12 protein-coding genes are annotated in these 17,240 nt (G+C 63.7%); 5 read left to right on the top strand and 7 right to left on the bottom strand.

The genetic code is table 11. The features are described 5' to 3' along the window. Nucleotides 1-164 precede the first annotated feature (164 nt). Nucleotides 165-944 (top strand): substrate-binding periplasmic protein, encoded by a 780-nt coding sequence (locus tag V6M89_RS01260; protein ID WP_332851455.1) that lies wholly within the window; start codon nucleotides 165-167, stop codon nucleotides 942-944. Here the strand turns inward: V6M89_RS01260 and V6M89_RS01255 are convergent. Beyond that, nucleotides 901-3,522 (bottom strand): LuxR C-terminal-related transcriptional regulator, encoded by a 2,622-nt coding sequence (locus tag V6M89_RS01255; RefSeq protein ID WP_332851454.1) that lies wholly within the window; start codon nucleotides 3,520-3,522, stop codon nucleotides 901-903. The two genes, V6M89_RS01260 and V6M89_RS01255, sit on opposite strands and share 44 nt — an antisense overlap. Before the next feature lie 371 nt (nucleotides 3,523-3,893). On the opposite strand from V6M89_RS01255, the gene V6M89_RS01250 reads away from it, so the two are divergent. Both V6M89_RS01250 and V6M89_RS01245 read left to right on the top strand, forming a co-directional pair. Beyond that, nucleotides 3,894-5,156: a TonB family protein gene (locus V6M89_RS01250; RefSeq protein ID WP_332851453.1), complete on the top strand. Its 1,263-nt coding sequence runs from the start codon at nucleotides 3,894-3,896 to the stop codon at nucleotides 5,154-5,156. Between the two features lie 70 nt (nucleotides 5,157-5,226). Then, nucleotides 5,227-6,036, top strand: coding sequence for a hypothetical protein (locus V6M89_RS01245; protein WP_332851452.1), 810 nt, complete (start codon nucleotides 5,227-5,229; stop codon nucleotides 6,034-6,036). Nucleotides 6,037-6,099: 63 nt separating this feature from the next. Here V6M89_RS01245 and V6M89_RS01240 read toward each other — a convergent pair whose 3' ends face one another. The 3 genes from V6M89_RS01240 to V6M89_RS01230 all read right to left on the bottom strand — a co-directional run bounded on the left by V6M89_RS01240 (nucleotide 6,100) and on the right by V6M89_RS01230 (nucleotide 9,795). Beyond that, the gene (locus V6M89_RS01240; protein ID WP_332851451.1) at nucleotides 6,100-6,849 is read right to left on the bottom strand and encodes a PEP-CTERM sorting domain-containing protein; all 750 of its coding nucleotides are present in this window, start codon (nucleotides 6,847-6,849) and stop codon (nucleotides 6,100-6,102) included. Between the two features lie 382 nt (nucleotides 6,850-7,231). Further along, complete coding sequence (locus tag V6M89_RS01235) at nucleotides 7,232-8,848, bottom strand: methyl-accepting chemotaxis protein (RefSeq protein ID WP_332851450.1); 1,617 nt, start codon at nucleotides 8,846-8,848, stop codon at nucleotides 7,232-7,234. Between the two features lie 56 nt (nucleotides 8,849-8,904). Next, the gene (locus V6M89_RS01230; protein ID WP_332851449.1) at nucleotides 8,905-9,795 is read right to left on the bottom strand and encodes a LysR family transcriptional regulator; all 891 of its coding nucleotides are present in this window, start codon (nucleotides 9,793-9,795) and stop codon (nucleotides 8,905-8,907) included. Nucleotides 9,796-9,900: 105 nt separating this feature from the next. Here V6M89_RS01230 and V6M89_RS01225 point away from each other — a divergent pair, with 105 nt between their 5' ends. Both V6M89_RS01225 and V6M89_RS01220 read left to right on the top strand, forming a co-directional pair. After that, a complete protein-coding gene (locus V6M89_RS01225; protein WP_332851448.1) occupies nucleotides 9,901-10,713 on the top strand; it encodes a pirin family protein in 813 nt (270 codons plus the stop codon). Nucleotides 10,714-10,737: 24 nt separating this feature from the next. After that, entirely contained in the window at nucleotides 10,738-11,154 is a 417-nt protein-coding gene (locus tag V6M89_RS01220) for a DoxX family protein (RefSeq protein WP_332851447.1), read from the top strand. 5 nt (nucleotides 11,155-11,159) lie between these two features. Here the strand turns inward: V6M89_RS01220 and V6M89_RS01215 are convergent, their stop codons facing one another. The 3 genes from V6M89_RS01215 to V6M89_RS01205 form a co-directional block, all read right to left on the bottom strand. Further along, a complete protein-coding gene (locus V6M89_RS01215; RefSeq protein ID WP_332851446.1) occupies nucleotides 11,160-11,951 on the bottom strand; it encodes an isocitrate lyase/PEP mutase family protein in 792 nt (263 codons plus the stop codon). Nucleotides 11,952-11,963: 12 nt separating this feature from the next. Continuing rightward, on the bottom strand, nucleotides 11,964-14,336 hold the full coding sequence (locus V6M89_RS01210) for a DNA polymerase II (RefSeq protein ID WP_332851445.1): 2,373 nt from the start codon (nucleotides 14,334-14,336) through the stop codon (nucleotides 11,964-11,966). A gap of 129 nt (nucleotides 14,337-14,465) precedes the next feature. Beyond that, nucleotides 14,466-16,973, bottom strand: coding sequence for a TonB-dependent receptor (locus V6M89_RS01205; RefSeq protein ID WP_332851444.1), 2,508 nt, complete (start codon nucleotides 16,971-16,973; stop codon nucleotides 14,466-14,468). Between the last annotated feature and the right edge of the window lie 267 nt (nucleotides 16,974-17,240).

The raw sequence follows: 17,240 nt of genomic DNA, 5'->3' as shown, positions 1-17,240 counted from the left end.
TTTTCTCTTCAGGTGGGGTGGTGGCAAGTTGCCGCGAGAGACTACGGCGATGCCCGGACACGGTCACCATGCTAAAGGGCGGGTAGCGGCGAGTGAGCGCGCTTTCACCGCCTCATTGCGCGGCACCATCCTTTGGCATGGTGCCGCGCGCCGCCGCTGCCCATATGATGCAGGCGCATATCACCATCCCGGCCATCATGAAGCTTCTCGCCTTTCTTCCCCGCCTATCGCTGCTCGCCTGCCTGCCCGCCATGGCCGCCGCCTCGCCGCCGCTGGAATTGCAAATCGTACATTTCCCGCCCTACATGGTCGTGCTGCCGGGCGGCGCCATGGACGGCATCGCCGTCCGGCCGGCGCTGGCGGCCTTCAAGAAGGCCGGCATCGAGGTGACGCTGAGGGAGGTGCCGGCGCTGCGCCAGCTGCAGCGGCTGAAGTCCAACCAGGAGCGGGTCTGTTCGGTCGGCTGGTACAAGAACCGTGAGCGCCAGCAGTTCGCCAAGTACAGCGACGCGTTGTCGCAGGATACGCCGTGGGCCGCGTTCGCCAATCTGCCGGCCACGCCGGTCGGCGACCTCAGCGCGCACGCCATCCTGGCCAACGAGCAGCTGACCGTGCTGCTGAAGGCAGGCTTTATCTACGGCGACTACCTGGACCGGGCGATGCTCGGCATGCGCGCGCGGGTCCAGCACACCCATGCCGACATGCCGCAGGTGCTGAGAATGATCGAAGTTGGGCGCGCCCAGCTGACTTTCGCACCGATCGAGGTCATCCAGCACCATCTGAAAAACTACTCGACCGGCAACGGCGAAACGCAAATCATCACCTTCGCTGAAATGCCCGCCGGCTACAAGCGCTACCTGATGTGCAGCAAGCAGGTCGAGGATGGCCTGATTGCCCGCTTCAACGCGGCGCTGGCGCCCGCGCGGGCGAAACGGGCTCGCTGAGCAGCCCGGCCTGGCGCGCCAGGTTGGCGGCCTGCACCCGGTTGGAGACGCCGAGCTTGTCGAAGATCTGTGCCAGGTGCCATTTCACGGTGTTGATCGACAAGTCCAGGTTGAGGGCGACCTGGCGGTTGCTCTGGCCTTGCGCCACCAGCGTCAGCAGTCCGCGTTCGGCCGGCGTCAGCGTGGCCGCCAACGGTTTGCCGGCTGCCGGAGCGGTGGCGCACGCCAGCAAGGCGGCCAGGTGCGCCCTGGCGGCCGCGCTGAGCAGTTGCGGCGCCTGCACGTGCAATTTCTTCAGCAGGTCCAGTAGCGCATCGCCCTCGTCCAGGAAGGTGCGGAACAGGCCGGACTGCGCGCCCTGCTCCAGTGCCCGCACCAGCTGTGCCAGCGCGGCGCCCGACTGGCCGCTGCGTTCCAGCGCCAGCGCCAGCAGCGCCCGCAATTTGGCCGCGCGCCAAGAGCGCCCCATCTCTTCCGCCTGGTCCAGCAAGCGCGGCAACAGCAACAGGGCCTGCTCCTGCTGTCCGCTGGCGATCGCCAGCCGCGCCTGCGCAATGCCGGCGCCATCGATTTCCTGGCTGCAGAAAATCCACGGCGATGTCGCCACGGCGGCGCATTGCATTTGCGCGGCATAGCCCGCAATGCCAGGCCGGTTGCCCACCACCACCACCAGCCGCGACAACTCGTTTTCCAGCGCGGTGCGCACCTGCGGCGGCGAGTGCCGGCGGGCCTTCATGATTTCGCCCTCCAGCCAGCGCTTGGCGGCCGGCAGGCCGCTCTGCAACGCCGTCAGGCGCGCCTGCACCACCAGCAGCGAACTGGTGGTGTCCCACGGCAGGATCAGGCCGGCCATGCCACGCGCCATTTTCACGTGGCTGGCAACGTCGTCGATGCGATTGCGCTCGTACAGCAGCAGCAACAGCAAGCCGCCGCCGTAGGTGTACATCAACGCCGCCGGGATGGTGGCGCCATGCTGTTGATGCAATTGGTCAAGCATGCTCAAGTGTTCCAGCGCGGCATCGATCCGTCCCTGCATGGCATCCATATAGGCTTGCAGGAAAATCACCACCGTCATGGTCGTCACGCTGCCCGAGTCGCCGCAAATGCGCCGGGCCTCGATCAGCATTTGCACCGCTTGCGACAGCGAGCCCTGCACCAGATAGGAATACGCCATGCTGGTGGCCAGCACGCCGCGCTCGTACGGATGGGCCTGCTGCTGCGCGGGCCAATTACGCTCGGCAAGGAGGATGCTGCTGGCCACGTCGCCATCCAGGAAGGTCAGCACCGGTTCGAAGGCGCGCAGTCCGTCGCCGTAGGCCGGATCGCTGCCCGGCGTGGCGGCCTGCTGGCGGAAATAATCCATCCAGCGCTGCGCATCGTTGCGCAGCGGTGAGTAAGTCAGCCCGACCAGCAGGCAGCGGCTGATGCGCGGCCGCTGCCGCAGCAAGGCCTCCGGCAACTGCGCGCAATAGCGCAGCAGGCTGGGGAACTGGCCGCGCGCGCGCAGCAACTCGGCCAGCGATTCCAGGACGTCGGCCGCGCGCTCCAGGTCGCCGGCCTTGAGATAGCAATCATAGGCTTCCAGGCTGCGTTCATGGCCGGCCAGCCAGGCCGCCGCGCGGGCATAGATGGCTTCGGCGCCGCTGCGGGGCGGCTGGTGATGGCGCACGATGTGGCCGGAAAACAAAGGGTGATAGCGGAACCAGTGTTCGCCGATCGGCTGGATCGGCAAGCCGGACAAGCGGATGCGCGCGATCAACCGGGCGCTATCGTCGCTGCCGCGCACGGCGTCGGCCAGTTCCACGCAAAAAGACTGCAGCGGCGCGGTGGCGATCAGGAACGCTTGCACGTCGTCGGGCTGGGCGCGCAACACTTCCTCCGCCAGGTACTCACTGAGGTCGTTCAAACCGTGCAAGTCGGGCAAGCCCTGGGCGACGCTGCCCTGTATCCGCTTCCAGGCCAGCACCAGCAGCTCGATCGCCGCCGGCCACCCCTCGGTGACCTGGTGCAGCCAGCGCACCTCCTCGTCGGACAAGAACAGATTGGCCTGGTGCAGATAGGCTTCCGTCTCCGTCTCGACGAAGCGCAGCTTCTCCAGGTTCATTTCCAGCAGGATGTGCTTGGCCTTCAGGTTGGCAACGCTGACCTGATGCAGGCTGCGGCTGCCGAGGTAGACTTGCAAGGGCGGCGGCAATACTTCAGCGATCACCGACAGCAGCAGCCGGATCGCCGGTTCGTCCAGGCGTTCGACATCATCCAGGAACAAATGGGTGATGGTGGTTGTCCTCAGCACGCTTCGTTCGTCGCCGCCCAGCAAGGCCGCGCGCAAGCTCAACAACAGGCGCGCGGGATCGCGGTCGGCGCTGTCGAAGGTCAGCCAGGCGACCCGGGCGCCCTGTTCCGCCAGCCGCGAATGAAACAGCCGCAACATCGAGGTCTTGCCATAGCCGGCCGGCGCCCGCAGCAACAGGATGCGGTGCTGCCGTGCCGCCTCCAGCCCGGCCATGACATCGGCGCGCGGCATGAGGCGGCAGGCCGTCGCCGGCGGCATCAGCTTTTGCTCGACAAAATCAAGCACCTGCGGCTCCCGTGCCCGATGTGCGCGCAGCGCAAGCGTACTGGTGTTGCATTCCAAACCCTCCCCGATCGTTAAGCTGAAGTACGGCGCGGGCAAAGCCGGCTGACTTAAGACTACCACCGTGACGGTAGGGCGTCACCATGCCAAAGGATGGCTATCAAACAATAAACAGTTCTCTCTAGAAATTATTCAAGTGGCGACCATGCCGTGAAGGTTACCGCCCGGAAGTCACCATATGTATTCCGCAACTGTTGTATTTAAGCCATTTTTCCAAATCCCGGACCCGGAACTGCGCTTCAACAATGATTTCAATATAGTATCTTGCATCACTGAACAAAATTGCAAGTTCCTGGTCCTCTGGGCTATATTCGATGACAAAACTTTACAGCCATTACGAGAGTCTCAACGTCACCCGCGACGCCCCCCCAGAGGTCATCCGCGCGGCCTACCGTTCACTATCGCAAAAACATCATCCTGATAAAAATATCGGGAACCATCACGCCGAGCAGATGATGGCGCGCCTGAACGCGGCGTACAGCGTGTTGTCCGATGCGGATCAACGGGAACTGTACGATTTGCAGATCCTTAGCGAGCAGCGCGCCCGTGAAAAGCATTTCGGCTTTCACAGCAACGTCGATCTGCCCGACTCCACCGTCGTCTATACGCCGTTTGACATGGATGAATCGGACCGGGCTAGCCGCCCGGCGCAGGAAACGTCGCGCCGCAAGCCAGGGAAACGCCTGGATGCCTGCCTCGACTTCATCCGCCACCACACCCAAGGCCGCCGCGTACGCATTACAACCCTGCTGGTCGGTTTCCTCTTCCTGGCCATTGCAATCATCCTGTGGTTTATCTGGAAAGACAACCAATCGATGATGCGCCTTGAACAGGCCGCCATCTATGCCTCGGTCCCTGAACAATCGGTGCCGGCCACGGGCGATGACACTAAAGTGATTCAGGCGTCGGCGCCGTCCAGCCAGGGCGCGAAAGCCGCCGAGACTTCGAAGCCTGCCGCAGCGCCGAAAGCGCCGCCGGCGGCCAGTCCCGCCACCACCAAGGCGTCCGAATACGAGCGCCTGACCGCCATGTTAAAGAGCATGGGCTTGGGCCTGCACAAGCTGGACGTGCCGGTCCAGGCGTCCAACACCAGGCAGCCGCCTGCGCCGGCCAAGGCAGCCGAACCGGTCAAAGCGGTCGAGGCGCCAAAGGCGAGTTCCGCAGCACCGGCGCCGACGCCGGCGTTGGCCGCCAAACCCGCCCCTGCGCCCGAAGCTGTGCGGGAAGCTGAGCGGCCGGTCGCGCCCGAGCCTGCGCGCAGCGAGGCCAAGCCCGTGGCCGACGCCAGCCGTGCCGCACCGCGCACCGCCGTCATCGTCGACGCCAAAGCATGCGTCCCGCCTAAATATCCGCCCAATTCCTACCTGAGCGGTGAAAGCGGCTCGGTGCTGCTGGCGCTGCTGGTGGGGAATGACGGCAAGGTGCTCGAATCGAAGGTGCAGAAGTCCAGCGGCTTCCCGGATCTCGACAAGGCTGCGCGCCGGGCGCTCTCGCAGTGCAAGTTCAAACCAGCAAGCAGCGATGGCCAGGGCGAGCCGGTCTGGGCCACCTTGACCTACGTGTGGTCGCTGGACTGAGCGATTCGGCGTATCCGGTTAGCTACTGTCATAATGCTGCCAATAATTATTGTTGGCATCTGGACGACTCATGAAATTCGGCACTTTCGCGGTGATTTTCGCCATCGGCACCGGCCAGGTCTACGGTGCGGCGGCCTGCGAACCGGTACGAATAGGCTACCTGGACCAGGAACGACCGCCGTACTGGCTGGGAACCGGAACCGAAGTACCCGCCAAGCCCGGCGCGTCGGCGGAACTGGTGCAGCGCTTCGCCGCCAGCACGGGATGCCAGGCGGACCTGAAACGCCTGCCGGTGATGCGCATCAAGCCGGCCCTGATCGCAGGCGAAATCGAATTCGCCCCGATGGACTCCAGCGCCGCGGACACCGCCGGCATCGTCTTCCCGCTCGACAAAAACCATCAGCCGGACACTGCGCGCGCGCTGGCGCTGAACATCGTCGTCTTCGTCCGCAGCGCCGACCGGATACCGCCGGCCACCGCCCCGGCCAGCTATTTTCAAAACCGCCCGCTGGGCATCACGCTGGGGGCGAGCTACAAGACCCGCCTGCAAAGCCTGGGCCTGAAAGTCGACAGCGGCGCGGTCGATATCGCGCGCAATCTCGAAAAACTCAGGCTCAACAGAATCGACGGCTTCGCGGTCTCCGTCACCTCGCCGAACGACATGGACGCCTACATCGCCCAAAAATACAAGGGCGCCATCGTCAGGCTGCCGCAGCCGATTTTTTCCGACCACATCTGGCTGGCCGCCAGCGCCGGCTACTACGCCGCCCATGCCGCCCAGGTGGAGAAAATGTGGACCTGGCTGGGTTCCGCCGGCGTGCGGGAATTTTCCGCCCTGCTCAAGGAATATTCGGAACTGCCGCCACCCGCATCAAAATAAATTCAATCCGCCGCGCATCGATCGGAGGGCGGGGCCCCACTCTCCGACATTAATGCAGCAGGCTTATGCCACCGCGCGCGCTTTGCGGCGCGCCATCCAGCCGACCAGTCCCATGCCGCCGATCAGCATGCCGTAAGTCGAAGGTTCCGGCACGGCGGTGATCGACACATTGTCGATCGCGATGTCGAAGTTGGTGTAGCCGTAGACATATCCGGGCTGCAAGGTGGTGAACACAATCTCATCGACACTGGCCAGCACGCTGGCGAAGGTGCGGCCGGCCGGCAGCGTCGGTCCTTGCCCGTCGGGGCCGCCATAACCGCCCCATCCGGCCGGCAGCAGCGTCGAGTTGGTGTCACCGATAGTCACCGACAAATGCTGCCAGCCCTTGGTCGAGTCGATACTGCCGAGGTTGTAGAACACGCTGGTGTACGGCAAGCCGGACGGCGTGTTGTCGTAGTCGCGCAGCTCGACGATCACGTTGCGCGACACCTCGCGGTTGAAGAAGTAAATCTGCTGCGCTGAAATGTCCAGCCCCAAGGTCACGCCCGGCAGCTTGGTGTAGTCGCCGAGGAAAGCCTGGTTGCTGCGGGTGCCCCACTCCAGGCCGAAATTCTCCATCACGGTGCGCAGGGCCGGCGCGCCATGGCCCATGCCGGTATCGATGCCGGAACCGCCGTTGCCGTCGAGGGGCTGCATGCCCGACCAGCCTTCCAGCCCCTTGGAGAAATCAACTGTCGCGGAATGCGGCACGGCCATCGCGGCACCGCCGGCCAGGGACAGTAACAACGCCATCATTGCTTTATTCAAAGTCATGGTTTTTCCTTTACACACAGGTTAGAGGGATACCGCTAACACCACACCGTCCTTCCGGCCGCGCGCGGTAGCACGTTGCCAAGGTTGAAAACGCCTAAAAATTAGCGTTTTTGTAAGCCGGTGTGAGGCCGATTCTGTGATCGGCGAACCCGTCTGTCAAAGACAACACGACACTAAATTGTAAGGAAAATGTAACCAAGTTTCTCAGCTGGCATCCGCTATTCCTAGTGGAAACTTGTAACTGGCAGTTAGCGGGCGGGCGAAAAGCCGCCGCTCTCCTATGAGGAAATAATTTAAACGTCAAGCAAATTTGACCGCCCGGAAAAGAACAAACGCCGTCGCCGGCGGCAAGCACCGGCAACGGGAAAATGTTTGTTTTTTGCTACACCGTCAGCGCGTTCCGACGGTGACCGGCGATCTTGAAGACGCTCACCGCTTCCGCCAGGTTCAGCGCCTGCTGCTGCATGGCTTCGGCGGCCGCCGCCGCCTCCTCCACCAGGGCGGCGTTCTGCTGGGTCACGCTGTCCATCTGGGCGATGGCGATGTTGACCTGGTCGATGCCTTCGTTTTGCGTGCCGCTGGCGACGGCGATATCGCTGATGATGGTGCTGACGCTGCGCACGCTGGCCACCACGTCGTCCATGGTGCTGCCGGCCTGGCCGACCAGCCGGCTGCCGGTTTCGACCTTGGCGACCGAATCGCTGATCAGCTCCTTGATTTCCTTGGCCGCCGCCGCCGAACGCTGGGCCAGGTTGCGCACTTCCGAGGCCACCACCGCGAAGCCCCGGCCCTGCTCGCCGGCGCGCGCCGCCTCCACCGCCGCGTTGAGCGCCAGGATATTGGTCTGGAAGGCGATGCCATCGATCACGCCGATGATGTCGACGATCTTCTTGGACGACTCATTGATCGAGCCCATGGTGTCGATCACCTGCGCCACCGCCTCGCCGCCGCGCACCGCCACCTGCGAGGCGTTGCCGGCCAGCGTGCTGGCCTGGTTGGCGTTCTCGCCGTTCTGCTTGACGGTGGCGGTCAGCTGCCCCATCGATGCGGCGGTCTCGCTCAGCGAGCTGGCCTGTTCCTCGGTGCGCGCCGACAAATCCAGGTTGCCGCTGGCGATTTCCTGCGAGGCGTTGGCGATCGCCTCGGTGCCGGCCCGCACCTTGCTGACGATGCCGGCCAGGCTGTCCTGCATGTGCTTGAGCGCATCCAGCAAGGTGCCGATTTCATCCGTGCCGGAGACTTCGATTTCCGCGCTGAGGTCTCCGCTGGCCACCGTTTGCGCGATGGCGATGGCGGCGTTCAGCGGCGTCGTGATGCTGCGCGCCAGCCAGGCCACTGCCAAGCCGCCGACCACCAGCGTGGTCGCCACCACGGCGAACAGCATGATGGCCGAGCGGCGCTGGGCGGTCTCGCGTTCTTCCGCCATGCTGGCCAGCAGGCGGTGCGACTCGCCCTCGATGAACAGCACGATGTCGTCCATTTTCTTGGTCGGCGCCCGGTCTATGCTGCGCACCGATTCGTCGACCGCCCGCGCGCTGTCGGGCGAGTCCGGCTTGTAGGGCGCCAGCGCTTGCAGGAATTTCCCGGTCATTTCCTGATGCACCTGTATCGTCTCGTCCACCAGCGCGGTATTCACGCCCACCTTGGTCATCAACTCCTTGGCCTTGCCCAACTCGGTGTCGGCGACGGCGGCCGACTTCTTGAAGGTCGCCGTGTATTTGTCCGCCTCGGCGCCGCGCATCAGGATGTTCTTGAAGGCCTGGACCTGGTTCTTGAATTCCACCTGCGCGCTGCGGGTGGTGTCGATGGCGTCACTCAGATTGGCGGCGCGCTCCAGCGCAGCGGCGCTGCGCGCATTGCCGGACGCGATCGCGATCCAGCCGCCCAGTCCCACCGCCACCAGCGCAATGAAGACAAAACCGCCCAGTAAGCCCAACCGTACCGCAATCCTGAGATTCGCCAGATTCATCGCCAGCTCCTTGAAGGTTGAGCTGTCCATGATGCTCCGGTGCATCTGAAATGCCAAGTTACACTAGTTGTATGCTAGCAACGGCATCACACCAGTTTCAGCTGGTTGATGAACCACCGCCCGGCCGGACCGGGTGGATGGTCGCGCATGTGGATGGCGTGCATCGAGAAGCCTGGCCCCAACGGCGCGTGCGCCTCCAGCGCGATGCGCACCAGCTTGCCGGTGCGCAGGTCTTCCTCCACCATGTGCAACGGCATATAGCCCCAGCCCAGGCCGGCGCGCAGGAAGGCGTGCTTGGCGCCGAGGTCGGCCAGCCGCCAGGTCTGCGCCGCCACCACGCCGAAGTTGCGGCCGGCCGTCAGCGTCGAGCGGTCGGTCAGCACCAGTTGCACGTGCTGCGCGGCCTCCGCTTGCGGAATCTCTCCCGGCGCCGCCGCCAGCGGATGGCATGGCGCGACCACGCACACCGCCTTCACGCTGAGCAGGAATTCCGCCGCGCAGCCAGGCGGGATTTCCGGCAGCGAGCCGATGATCGCCACCCGGCAACTGCCCGCGAGCAGCGGCTGCACCACCGCCCCCAGCGCTTCCACGTACAGCCGCAGCGGCGTGGTGGGAAATTCCGCCTTGAACGCCTGCACCGCCGCCGTCAGCGTGGCGATCGGGAACATCACATCGACGGCCACCGCCAGTTCCGGCTCCAGCCCCTCGGCCAGCGTGCGCGCCTTGGCCTTGAACGCATCCATGCCGCCGACGGTGGCGCGCGCCTGCTCCAGCAGCGCCCTGCCCGCCTCGGTCAGCTGCGGATAACGGCCGGTGCGCTCGAACAGCGCGAAGCCCACCTGCTGCTCCAGGTTGGCCAGCGTGGTGCTGACCACCGACTGCGCCCGGCGCAGCTTGCGGCCGGCGGCCGAGAAACTTCCTTCGTCAGCGGCGGCGATGAAAGTGCGCAGCTGGTCCATCGACATGGCGTCAAGCATGTATCGACTCCTTGGATACTATCCATCCAATTATATAGGCTATTCAGATGGATAGCACCGGCCTAAGATGCTCTCCATGCACTGCAACAAACAAGGAGCAAGCAAATGAACCGCAATATCGCATTCCGCACCAAAGGCAGCACCCGTGGTCCGATTACCCGCCTGGTGAGTCCCGGCGACGTGGGCCAGTTGATCAAGCCCTTCGTCTTCCTTGACCGCTTCCGCATGGAAGCCAGCCGTGGCGGCAAGATGGGCATGCATCCGCATTCCGGCATCGCCACCACCACCGTGATCATGGAAGGCGCGATGGCTTACCGCGAAACCACCGGCAGCGAAGGCGTGCTGCACACCGGCGGCGTCGAATGGATGAGCGCAGGCAATGGCGTCTGGCACGACGGCGGTCCGGCCGAAAACGTGCCGGTGCACGGCTTCCAGCTGTGGCTGGCGCTGCCGCCGGAAGATGAAAACGGCCCGGCGCACAGCCAGTACCTGGCGGCGGAGCATGTGGTCAGCAACGGCCCGGCGCGAGTGATCCTCGGCCGCTACGGCGACGCCGCCAGCCGCATCCAGCCGCGTGCTTCGCTGACCTATCTGCACGTGAAGCTGCGTGATGGCGAACGCTGGAGCTACCAGCCGCCAACCGGCCATGACGTGGCCTGGGTCGCGGTGGCGGACGGTGCGCTGCATGTGGGCGCGGCGGTGATCGGCCGCGAAGTGGCGGTGTTCGAGGAAGGCGCCAAGAGCATCGACTTCGTCGCTGAGGGCGAGACGGAATTCGTGCTCGGCTCGGCGGTCAAACATCCGCACGATCTGGTCACAGGGTATTACTCGGTACACACCAGCGAGGCCGCACTGGCGCAAGGCGAAACAGAAATCGAACGCATCGGCACCCAACTGCGCTCGGCAAATTTGATGTAATCCAACTCACGAAAAGGAACGATCATGAACAACGCTAACACTTCCGTCATCCCGGCAATCGGCCGCGTCCTGATGGCCACCATCTTCGTCATGAGCGGCATCGGCAAGCTGGCCGCGCCGGCCGCCACGATGGGCTATATCGCCTCGTCCGGCCTGCCGTTGCCGATGCTGGCTTTGGTGATCGCCATCGCCGTCGAATTGGGCGGCGGCCTGCTGCTGGCACTGGGTATCCAGACCCGCCTGGTGGCGGCAGGACTGGCGGCGTTCTCCATCGTCACCGGCCTGGCCTTCCACCACGCGGTCGGCGACCAGAACCAGATGATCCACCTGTTGAAGAACATCGCCATGGCAGGCGGCCTGCTGCAAGTGGTGGCCTTCGGCGCCGGCGCCTACAGCTTCGACAATCGCCGCGCCGCCAACGCTGGCCGTCAACCGGCCTAATCAGCTCAGGCGATAAACAGCTTTTGCAGGTCGCCGTACGGCATCGCTTTTTCAACCAGTGGACCGGCGCTGCCGGTGGCCAGGAAGCCCTTGGCCATATCGGCGGCGACCGCCCACAAGGCTTGCGAAATGCCCGAGCCCGCGCTCAGCCGGCGCACGCCCAGCTGATGCAGTTCGTCGGCGGACGGCACGCCCGGCCAGTCCATCACATTGACCGGCAAGCCGGCGCCGGCCACCACCGCCTTGATCTCGTCCACCTTGCAGATGCCCGGCACGAACAGGCTGTCGGCGCCGGCTTCCTTGTAGAGCGCGGCGCGCTTCAGCACTTCGGCCACGCGTTCGCCTTCCGGCGCCAGGCCTTTCAGATACACGTCGGTGCGGGTGTTGATGAAGATCTGTTTGCCCGACTGCGCCGCCAGCTTCTTGATCGCGGTGATTTTCGCGGCCAGCAATTGCGGCGCGTCGTTGCCGTCTTCCAGGTTGATGCCGGCCACGCCGACATCGATCAGGCGCAGCACGGTTTGCGCGACCGCGTTGGCATCGTCCGAATAACCGTTTTCGATATCCACCGACAGCGGCACCGTCAACACGCGGGCGATGCTGGCGGCGACGTTGATCGCCACCTCGGCCGGCATCTGGCCGCCATCGGCATAACCGGCGGCCCAGGCCACGCCGGCGCTGGTGGTGGCGATGGCCGGTGCGCCCAGGCTTTCGAACAACCGGGCGCTGCCGGCGTCCCAGGCGTTAGGCAGGTGCAGCAGTTTACTTCCGTCATGCAGTTTCTTGAAATCGCTCATGCTATCTCCGTTTTAGAAAAGGCTGGCTTGCGCCGTGGTCAGGCTGGTGAAACTGTCGTGCATCGGCAGCAGGATCGAATCGGCGATCGGCTGCAGTTGCTTGGTCAGATAGTGCTCGTAGTCGATATTCGAGCGCATCACTTCGGTCGGCTCGGGGCCGCTGGTGGTCATCACATAACTGATCCAGCCGCCGTTCTGGTAACGCAGCGGGCGATGCTGCGCCTGATTGTACTCGTCGGCCAAGCGCGCGGCGCGCACTTGCGGCGGCACGTTAACCTTGTATTCGTCCAGCCGCTGGCGCAGGCGCTTGCGGTACACCAGCAGTTCATCGTAGTCGCCGGACATGGTCTTGCGCGCATAGTCGCGCACGAATTCCTGGTAGGGCTCGTCCTTGAAGATGCGCTTGAACAGACCTTGCTGGAATTGCTGCGCCAGCGGCGTCCAGTCGCTGCGCGCCACTTCCAGGCCGCGATAGATGACCTCTTCTTCGCCCTTGGCGTTGATGATCAGGCCGGCGTAGCGTTTCTTGCTGCCGGTTTCCGTGCCGCGGATGGTCGGCATGAAGAACTTCTGATAGTGGGTGTCGAACTCGATTTCGAGATGGCATTCGAGGCCGTGTTTTTCCATCAGCATGGTGCGCCACCAAGTGTTGATCTTGCCGGCCAGGCCTACACCGATGGCCAGCGCCTCGCTGTTTTCGTATTCCTTTTTCAGCCAGATGAAGATGGAATCGGTGTCGCCATAAATGACGTCGTAGCCTTCCGCCTCGACCAGTTCGCGGGTCTGCTTCATCATCTGGTGGCCGCGCAGCGTCACCGAGGAGACCAGGCGCGGATTGAAGAAACGGCATTCGGTCGCGCCCAGCACGCCGCAGAAGGAATTCATCAGCAGCTTCAGCGCTTGCGACAGTGGCTCGTTCTTGGCGCGCTTGGCGGCGTCGCGCTGCTTCCAGATCTGGGTGGTGATCTCGGGCAGGCAATGCTTCGTGCGCGAGAACACGGTGCCGTTGACGCCCTCCACCACCGTCGACTGATCGGCGGCGTTTTCGCCTTCGATCAGGCCGACCGGATCGACCAGGAAGGTGCGGATGATGGAGGGATACAGGCTCTTGTAATCGAGCACGACGACCGAGTCGTACAGGCCGGGCTTGGAGTCCATGACGAAGCCGCCCGGCGAGGCGCCGCCGGAGACGTCGCCGACGCTGGGCGCGACATAGCCTTCGCGGTGCATGCGCGGCAGGTAGTGGTGGCCGAAGGCGGCGATCGATCCGCCCAGGTGGTCGGCCTGCAAGCCGGTCACCGTGGCGCGCTCGATCATGAAGGCCAGCAGATTGGCCTTGTCGAAGATGCGCGTGACCAGCTCGCAGTCTTTGATGTTGTAATGGGCCAGCGCCGGCTTGTCCTCGTGGAAGCGGCGCTCGATCTCGGCCATCTTGTCGTAGACGTCGCCGATGTCCTTGCCCTCGCCCAGCATGGCCTGCGACACGTTTTCCAGGCTGAAGGATGGGAAGGTCCACGAGGCCGCCTTTAGCGCGTCGATGCCGTCGAGGACGATGCGGCCGACCACCGGCGCGAACATATAGCCCTGCTTGCCAGGATGCTCGCGCCACTCGATGGTCTTGCCCTCGCGGCCCAGCGCCAGCGGGATCTTGTGCTTGTCGGCGTTCTTTTGCAACACGCGCAAGTCGAACTGCACCACATTCCAGCCGACCAGCACATCGGGATCGTGGCGCACGAACCAGGCGTTGAGTTTCTCGATCAGCTGGCGCGGCGTGGCGCAGTATTCCAGGTCGAAGTCGATCTCTTGCGACGACTCCTGCGGCGCGCCCAGCATGTAGACCTGGCGCTGGCCGCAGCCTTCCAGCGCGATCGAATACAGATCCTCGAAGGCGCTGGTTTCGATATCGAGCGAGACCATCTTCAGCTTGGGGCGGTACTCGGGCGCGGGCTTGAGTTTGCAGTTGTGGATGACGGATGCGCCTTCCGCGCGCCCGCCTTCGAACTGCACGGCGGCGGTGATGAAGCGCTCCATCAGATAACGTTCCGGCGGACGGATATCGGCCTCGAGCATCTTGATGCCGTGCTCGCGCAGCGTGCGTTCCAGTGCGGTCAGTTGCTTGTAGCGGGAGGAGTAAATGCCGACGACCGGCTCCTGCTGGAAGGTTTTCAACTCCAGCGGGCGCAGCTCGATGCCGGACTTATCGTCGATCAGCGCCTCGATGGCCGAGCGCTGCCGGGCCTCGGCGAAGGCCACCGAAGTCTGGGCGGTCAGGCGGATCTTTTTCGGGCCGTCGTCGGTCGCCAGCCAGAATTCGATCTCCGTCCCATAGTCCGCGTCTCGCCAGTGGCGAGTCAGGATAAAGCCATGTTGGGCGGTAAGCGTCATGACAGAATTATACTGTATGTGCATACAGCCCGCAAAACAATCCGGGGTCAGGTCCCCCATTACAGCATGAGCTCGGCTATACCAGCCGAGCTCATGCTGTAATGGGGGACCTGACCCCGGATTAGCGACTTAGTACTTCACATCCAGCTTGATGCTGAAGTAGCGGAACACGTCACGTGGCGGCACCCAGCTGTTGACCGTCAGCGCCGGCGAGGTGGCCGTCGGGCCGGAGCGGAAGGCCGGGCCGCTGGCGTTGGCGTTCGGGATGTAGAAGCGGTCGAACAGATTGTTCACCCGGAAGCTGATGCCGTAACGCCCTCTCTGGTCCTTCACGCCAAAGCCCAGGTCGGTAATGCTGTAGCCGGCGTTGACCGAGCGCGGGTCGTTGTTGATGTTGGTGTTGTACTCGCCCTGGTAACGCACGTTGACGTTGACGAAGCCATTGACCGGCAGGCGCGGCACTGGGAACTCGTAATTGGCGCCGATGTTCAGCTTGATCTTAGGCGTGCCGGGGAAGATGCTGTTGTCCAGGTTCTGCACGCCGGTGGTCGAGCCGGGCGCGATCGGGAAGCAACTCGGGTTCTGGCCCGCCAGCGAACCGTTGGCCGCCAGCTTGCTCGTGCCGACCGCGACGTTGGTGGTGTCGGCAAAGCACGGACCGTTGGCCCACTTCTCGATGGTCGGCAAGGTGAACGCCAGCGCCGCGTTGATGGTCAGGTCCTTGGCCGCCAGCACATTGGTGTCGAGCTCGAAGCCATGCGTGCGGATGCGCGGGATCGAGTTCAGCTGGCTGTAGATGGTCGGGTCGTTCGGCAGCACGTAGGTGACGTTCTGCTGGTAGTTGAAGAACTCCGAGTTGTACACCGTTGCCGCCACCGACATGCGGTTGTTGAACAGGTTGGCCTTGGCGCCGAGCTCCATGGTCTGGCTGGTTTCCGAACGCACCGGGAAGGCCGCCACCGCCTTCAGGCCGGACGTCACGTCATACGCCTTGCCCTTGTAGCCGGTCGCGCCCATCACGTACACCATCAACTCCGGCGTGACCTGCTTCTGCAAGCTGACCTTGCCGGTGTAGGAGCGGTCCGAGTTGCCGGTGCTCTGGAACTGGTCCACGCCCACCGGACCCGGCACGAAGCTGGCGCGGTCCACCTGGTTGGTGTAGTAGTTGCGCGCATAGTGGAAGCCCGAGGTTTCCTGGTTGTCGCGCAGGCCCGCTTCCAGCGTCCAGGTCGGGGCGAATTCCCACGAGGCCTGGCCGAACAAGGCCTTGTTGGTGTTGTAGATGTCGGTGTAGTAGTTGGTCGGGCTGGAGTTGGAGTTGCCGTTGCACGCGGCCGGCGCCACGCAGTAGCCGCGGATGAAGTGGCGGTAGATCTCGTTATGCGCCAGCCACAGGCCGGCCACGTACTTGAAGCTGCCCTTGTCCGGCGAGACGTAGCGGAACTCCTGCGTCTTGGCGCGGATGTCGTAGGTGCCATACTGGTTGTTCCCCTGCGTCAGCGCGGTCTTGCCGGCTTCGGCGATGGTCGGCACGTCGGTGAAGTCCTGGTCGCGGAAATCGTTGGCCAGGTATTTGTCCACCGAGGTGATCGACATCAGCTGCGCATCGTTGGGCAAGGTGTAGGTCACCTTCAGGCCGGTGCCGCGGTCGCTGGAGACCAGGCCGGTCGGGAAGTCGCGCCGCACGTTGCGGTTGTTCGGATCGTTGACGTCGATGCCGGCCAGCACCGACGTGGCCGGCAGCAGCGGATTGCCATTGAAGTAAGCGCCGTTCAGGCCAACCGGGGTCGACACCAGGTTGCCCGCCGCAGCCGAACCGGTGCGCAGGAAGAAGCCGTTGATGGCGGTGACGCCACGGGTGTTTTCCGAAAAATTGTAGTGCGGCGTCAGGTCGACCGACAGGTTGTCCAGCGGCGTCCATTGCAGCTTGGCCAGGAAGGTCTTGCCGCCCGAGCCGTTGACGTCGCGGCCGTCGGTCAGGTTGTGGAAGGTGCCGGGCAGCCGCGTGTTGCTGGCGGCGAGGCGCATGGCGAAGTGCTCGTTGATGGTGCCGCCCATCGAGGCGTTGACGCGCCATTCGTGGTCGCTGCTCAGGTAGGTGCTGCCGCGATAGGTCATCGGTCCGGTCAGCGGCTTGGTCACGATGTTGACAGCGCCGGCCACCGCCGATTTGCCGAACAGCGTGCTCTGCGGGCCCTTCAGCACTTCGATGCGGGCCACGTCGGCCAGGTCCTTGAAGGCCTGGAACTGGGTGGCGATGGGGATGTCGTCGATGATGACGGCCACGTCCGACTCGACGCCGATGCCGACCGAGACGGTGCCGATGCCGCGCATGAAGATGGCGTTGTTGGCGGCCGTGGTGCCGGAGTTGAGCGTCAGCGACGGCATCATGTTGACCACGTCCTCGAACTCGCGGATGTTGGCGCGCTGGATTTCCTGCTCGCTCATGACCGAGATGGCCATCGGCACGCTTTCCAGTTTTTCGACGCGCTTGTTGGCGGTCACCACCACGGTTTCCAACTGGCCGGGTTTGGCGGTCGATTGCTCCTGTGCCTGGGCGCCCATGGCAAACAGCGCCAGCGCCAAGGCCGACGCCAGCGGCGTCATCTTGATGGTGGTCATCGTGGTTGTATGCATATCGTGATGCTTGTAATTTTTGTTAAACACTATTGTCCCCTAATTAACAGGTAAGAACTACTCTGCGTGACTCCACTCAGTTGTACGATGTGTAGGCGTTTAACAACAGCTTAGGCCACACCACCGGACTCCCGCGCCGTACCATTTCATCAGCCTAAACGGGGTATCCCCTATGAAATGCCGCTGGCGCCAGTGTGATGGTACCGGTACCAGTTGTACGATGACTTAGGTTAATCCGGTGGATAGGAGATGTCAATAAGTTTCAGA

The organism is Duganella sp. S19_KUP01_CR8, from assembly GCF_036688705.1.
Classification (GTDB): domain Bacteria; phylum Pseudomonadota; class Gammaproteobacteria; order Burkholderiales; family Burkholderiaceae_D; genus Rugamonas.
Note: the sequence above shows the minus strand (reverse complement) of the source record. Positions and strands in the feature narration are given on the sequence as shown.

Bases quoted from the DNA above. Each gene is read 5' to 3' on its own strand.
- V6M89_RS01260 (WP_332851455.1), top strand. From the start codon at position 165: ATGATGCAGGCGCATATCACCATCCCGGCCATCATGAAGCTTCTCGCC.
- V6M89_RS01250 (WP_332851453.1), top strand. From the start codon at position 3,894: ATGACAAAACTTTACAGCCATTACGAGAGTCTCAACGTCACCCGCGAC.
- V6M89_RS01245 (WP_332851452.1), top strand. From the start codon at position 5,227: ATGAAATTCGGCACTTTCGCGGTGATTTTCGCCATCGGCACCGGCCAG.
- V6M89_RS01240 (WP_332851451.1), bottom strand. From the start codon at position 6,849: ATGACTTTGAATAAAGCAATGATGGCGTTGTTACTGTCCCTGGCCGGC.
- V6M89_RS01235 (WP_332851450.1), bottom strand. From the start codon at position 8,848: ATGGACAGCTCAACCTTCAAGGAGCTGGCGATGAATCTGGCGAATCTC.
- V6M89_RS01230 (WP_332851449.1), bottom strand. From the start codon at position 9,795: ATGCTTGACGCCATGTCGATGGACCAGCTGCGCACTTTCATCGCCGCC.
- V6M89_RS01225 (WP_332851448.1), top strand. From the start codon at position 9,901: ATGAACCGCAATATCGCATTCCGCACCAAAGGCAGCACCCGTGGTCCG.
- V6M89_RS01220 (WP_332851447.1), top strand. From the start codon at position 10,738: ATGAACAACGCTAACACTTCCGTCATCCCGGCAATCGGCCGCGTCCTG.
- V6M89_RS01215 (WP_332851446.1), bottom strand. From the start codon at position 11,951: ATGAGCGATTTCAAGAAACTGCATGACGGAAGTAAACTGCTGCACCTG.
- V6M89_RS01210 (WP_332851445.1), bottom strand. From the start codon at position 14,336: ATGACGCTTACCGCCCAACATGGCTTTATCCTGACTCGCCACTGGCGA.
- V6M89_RS01205 (WP_332851444.1), bottom strand. From the start codon at position 16,973: ATGCATACAACCACGATGACCACCATCAAGATGACGCCGCTGGCGTCG.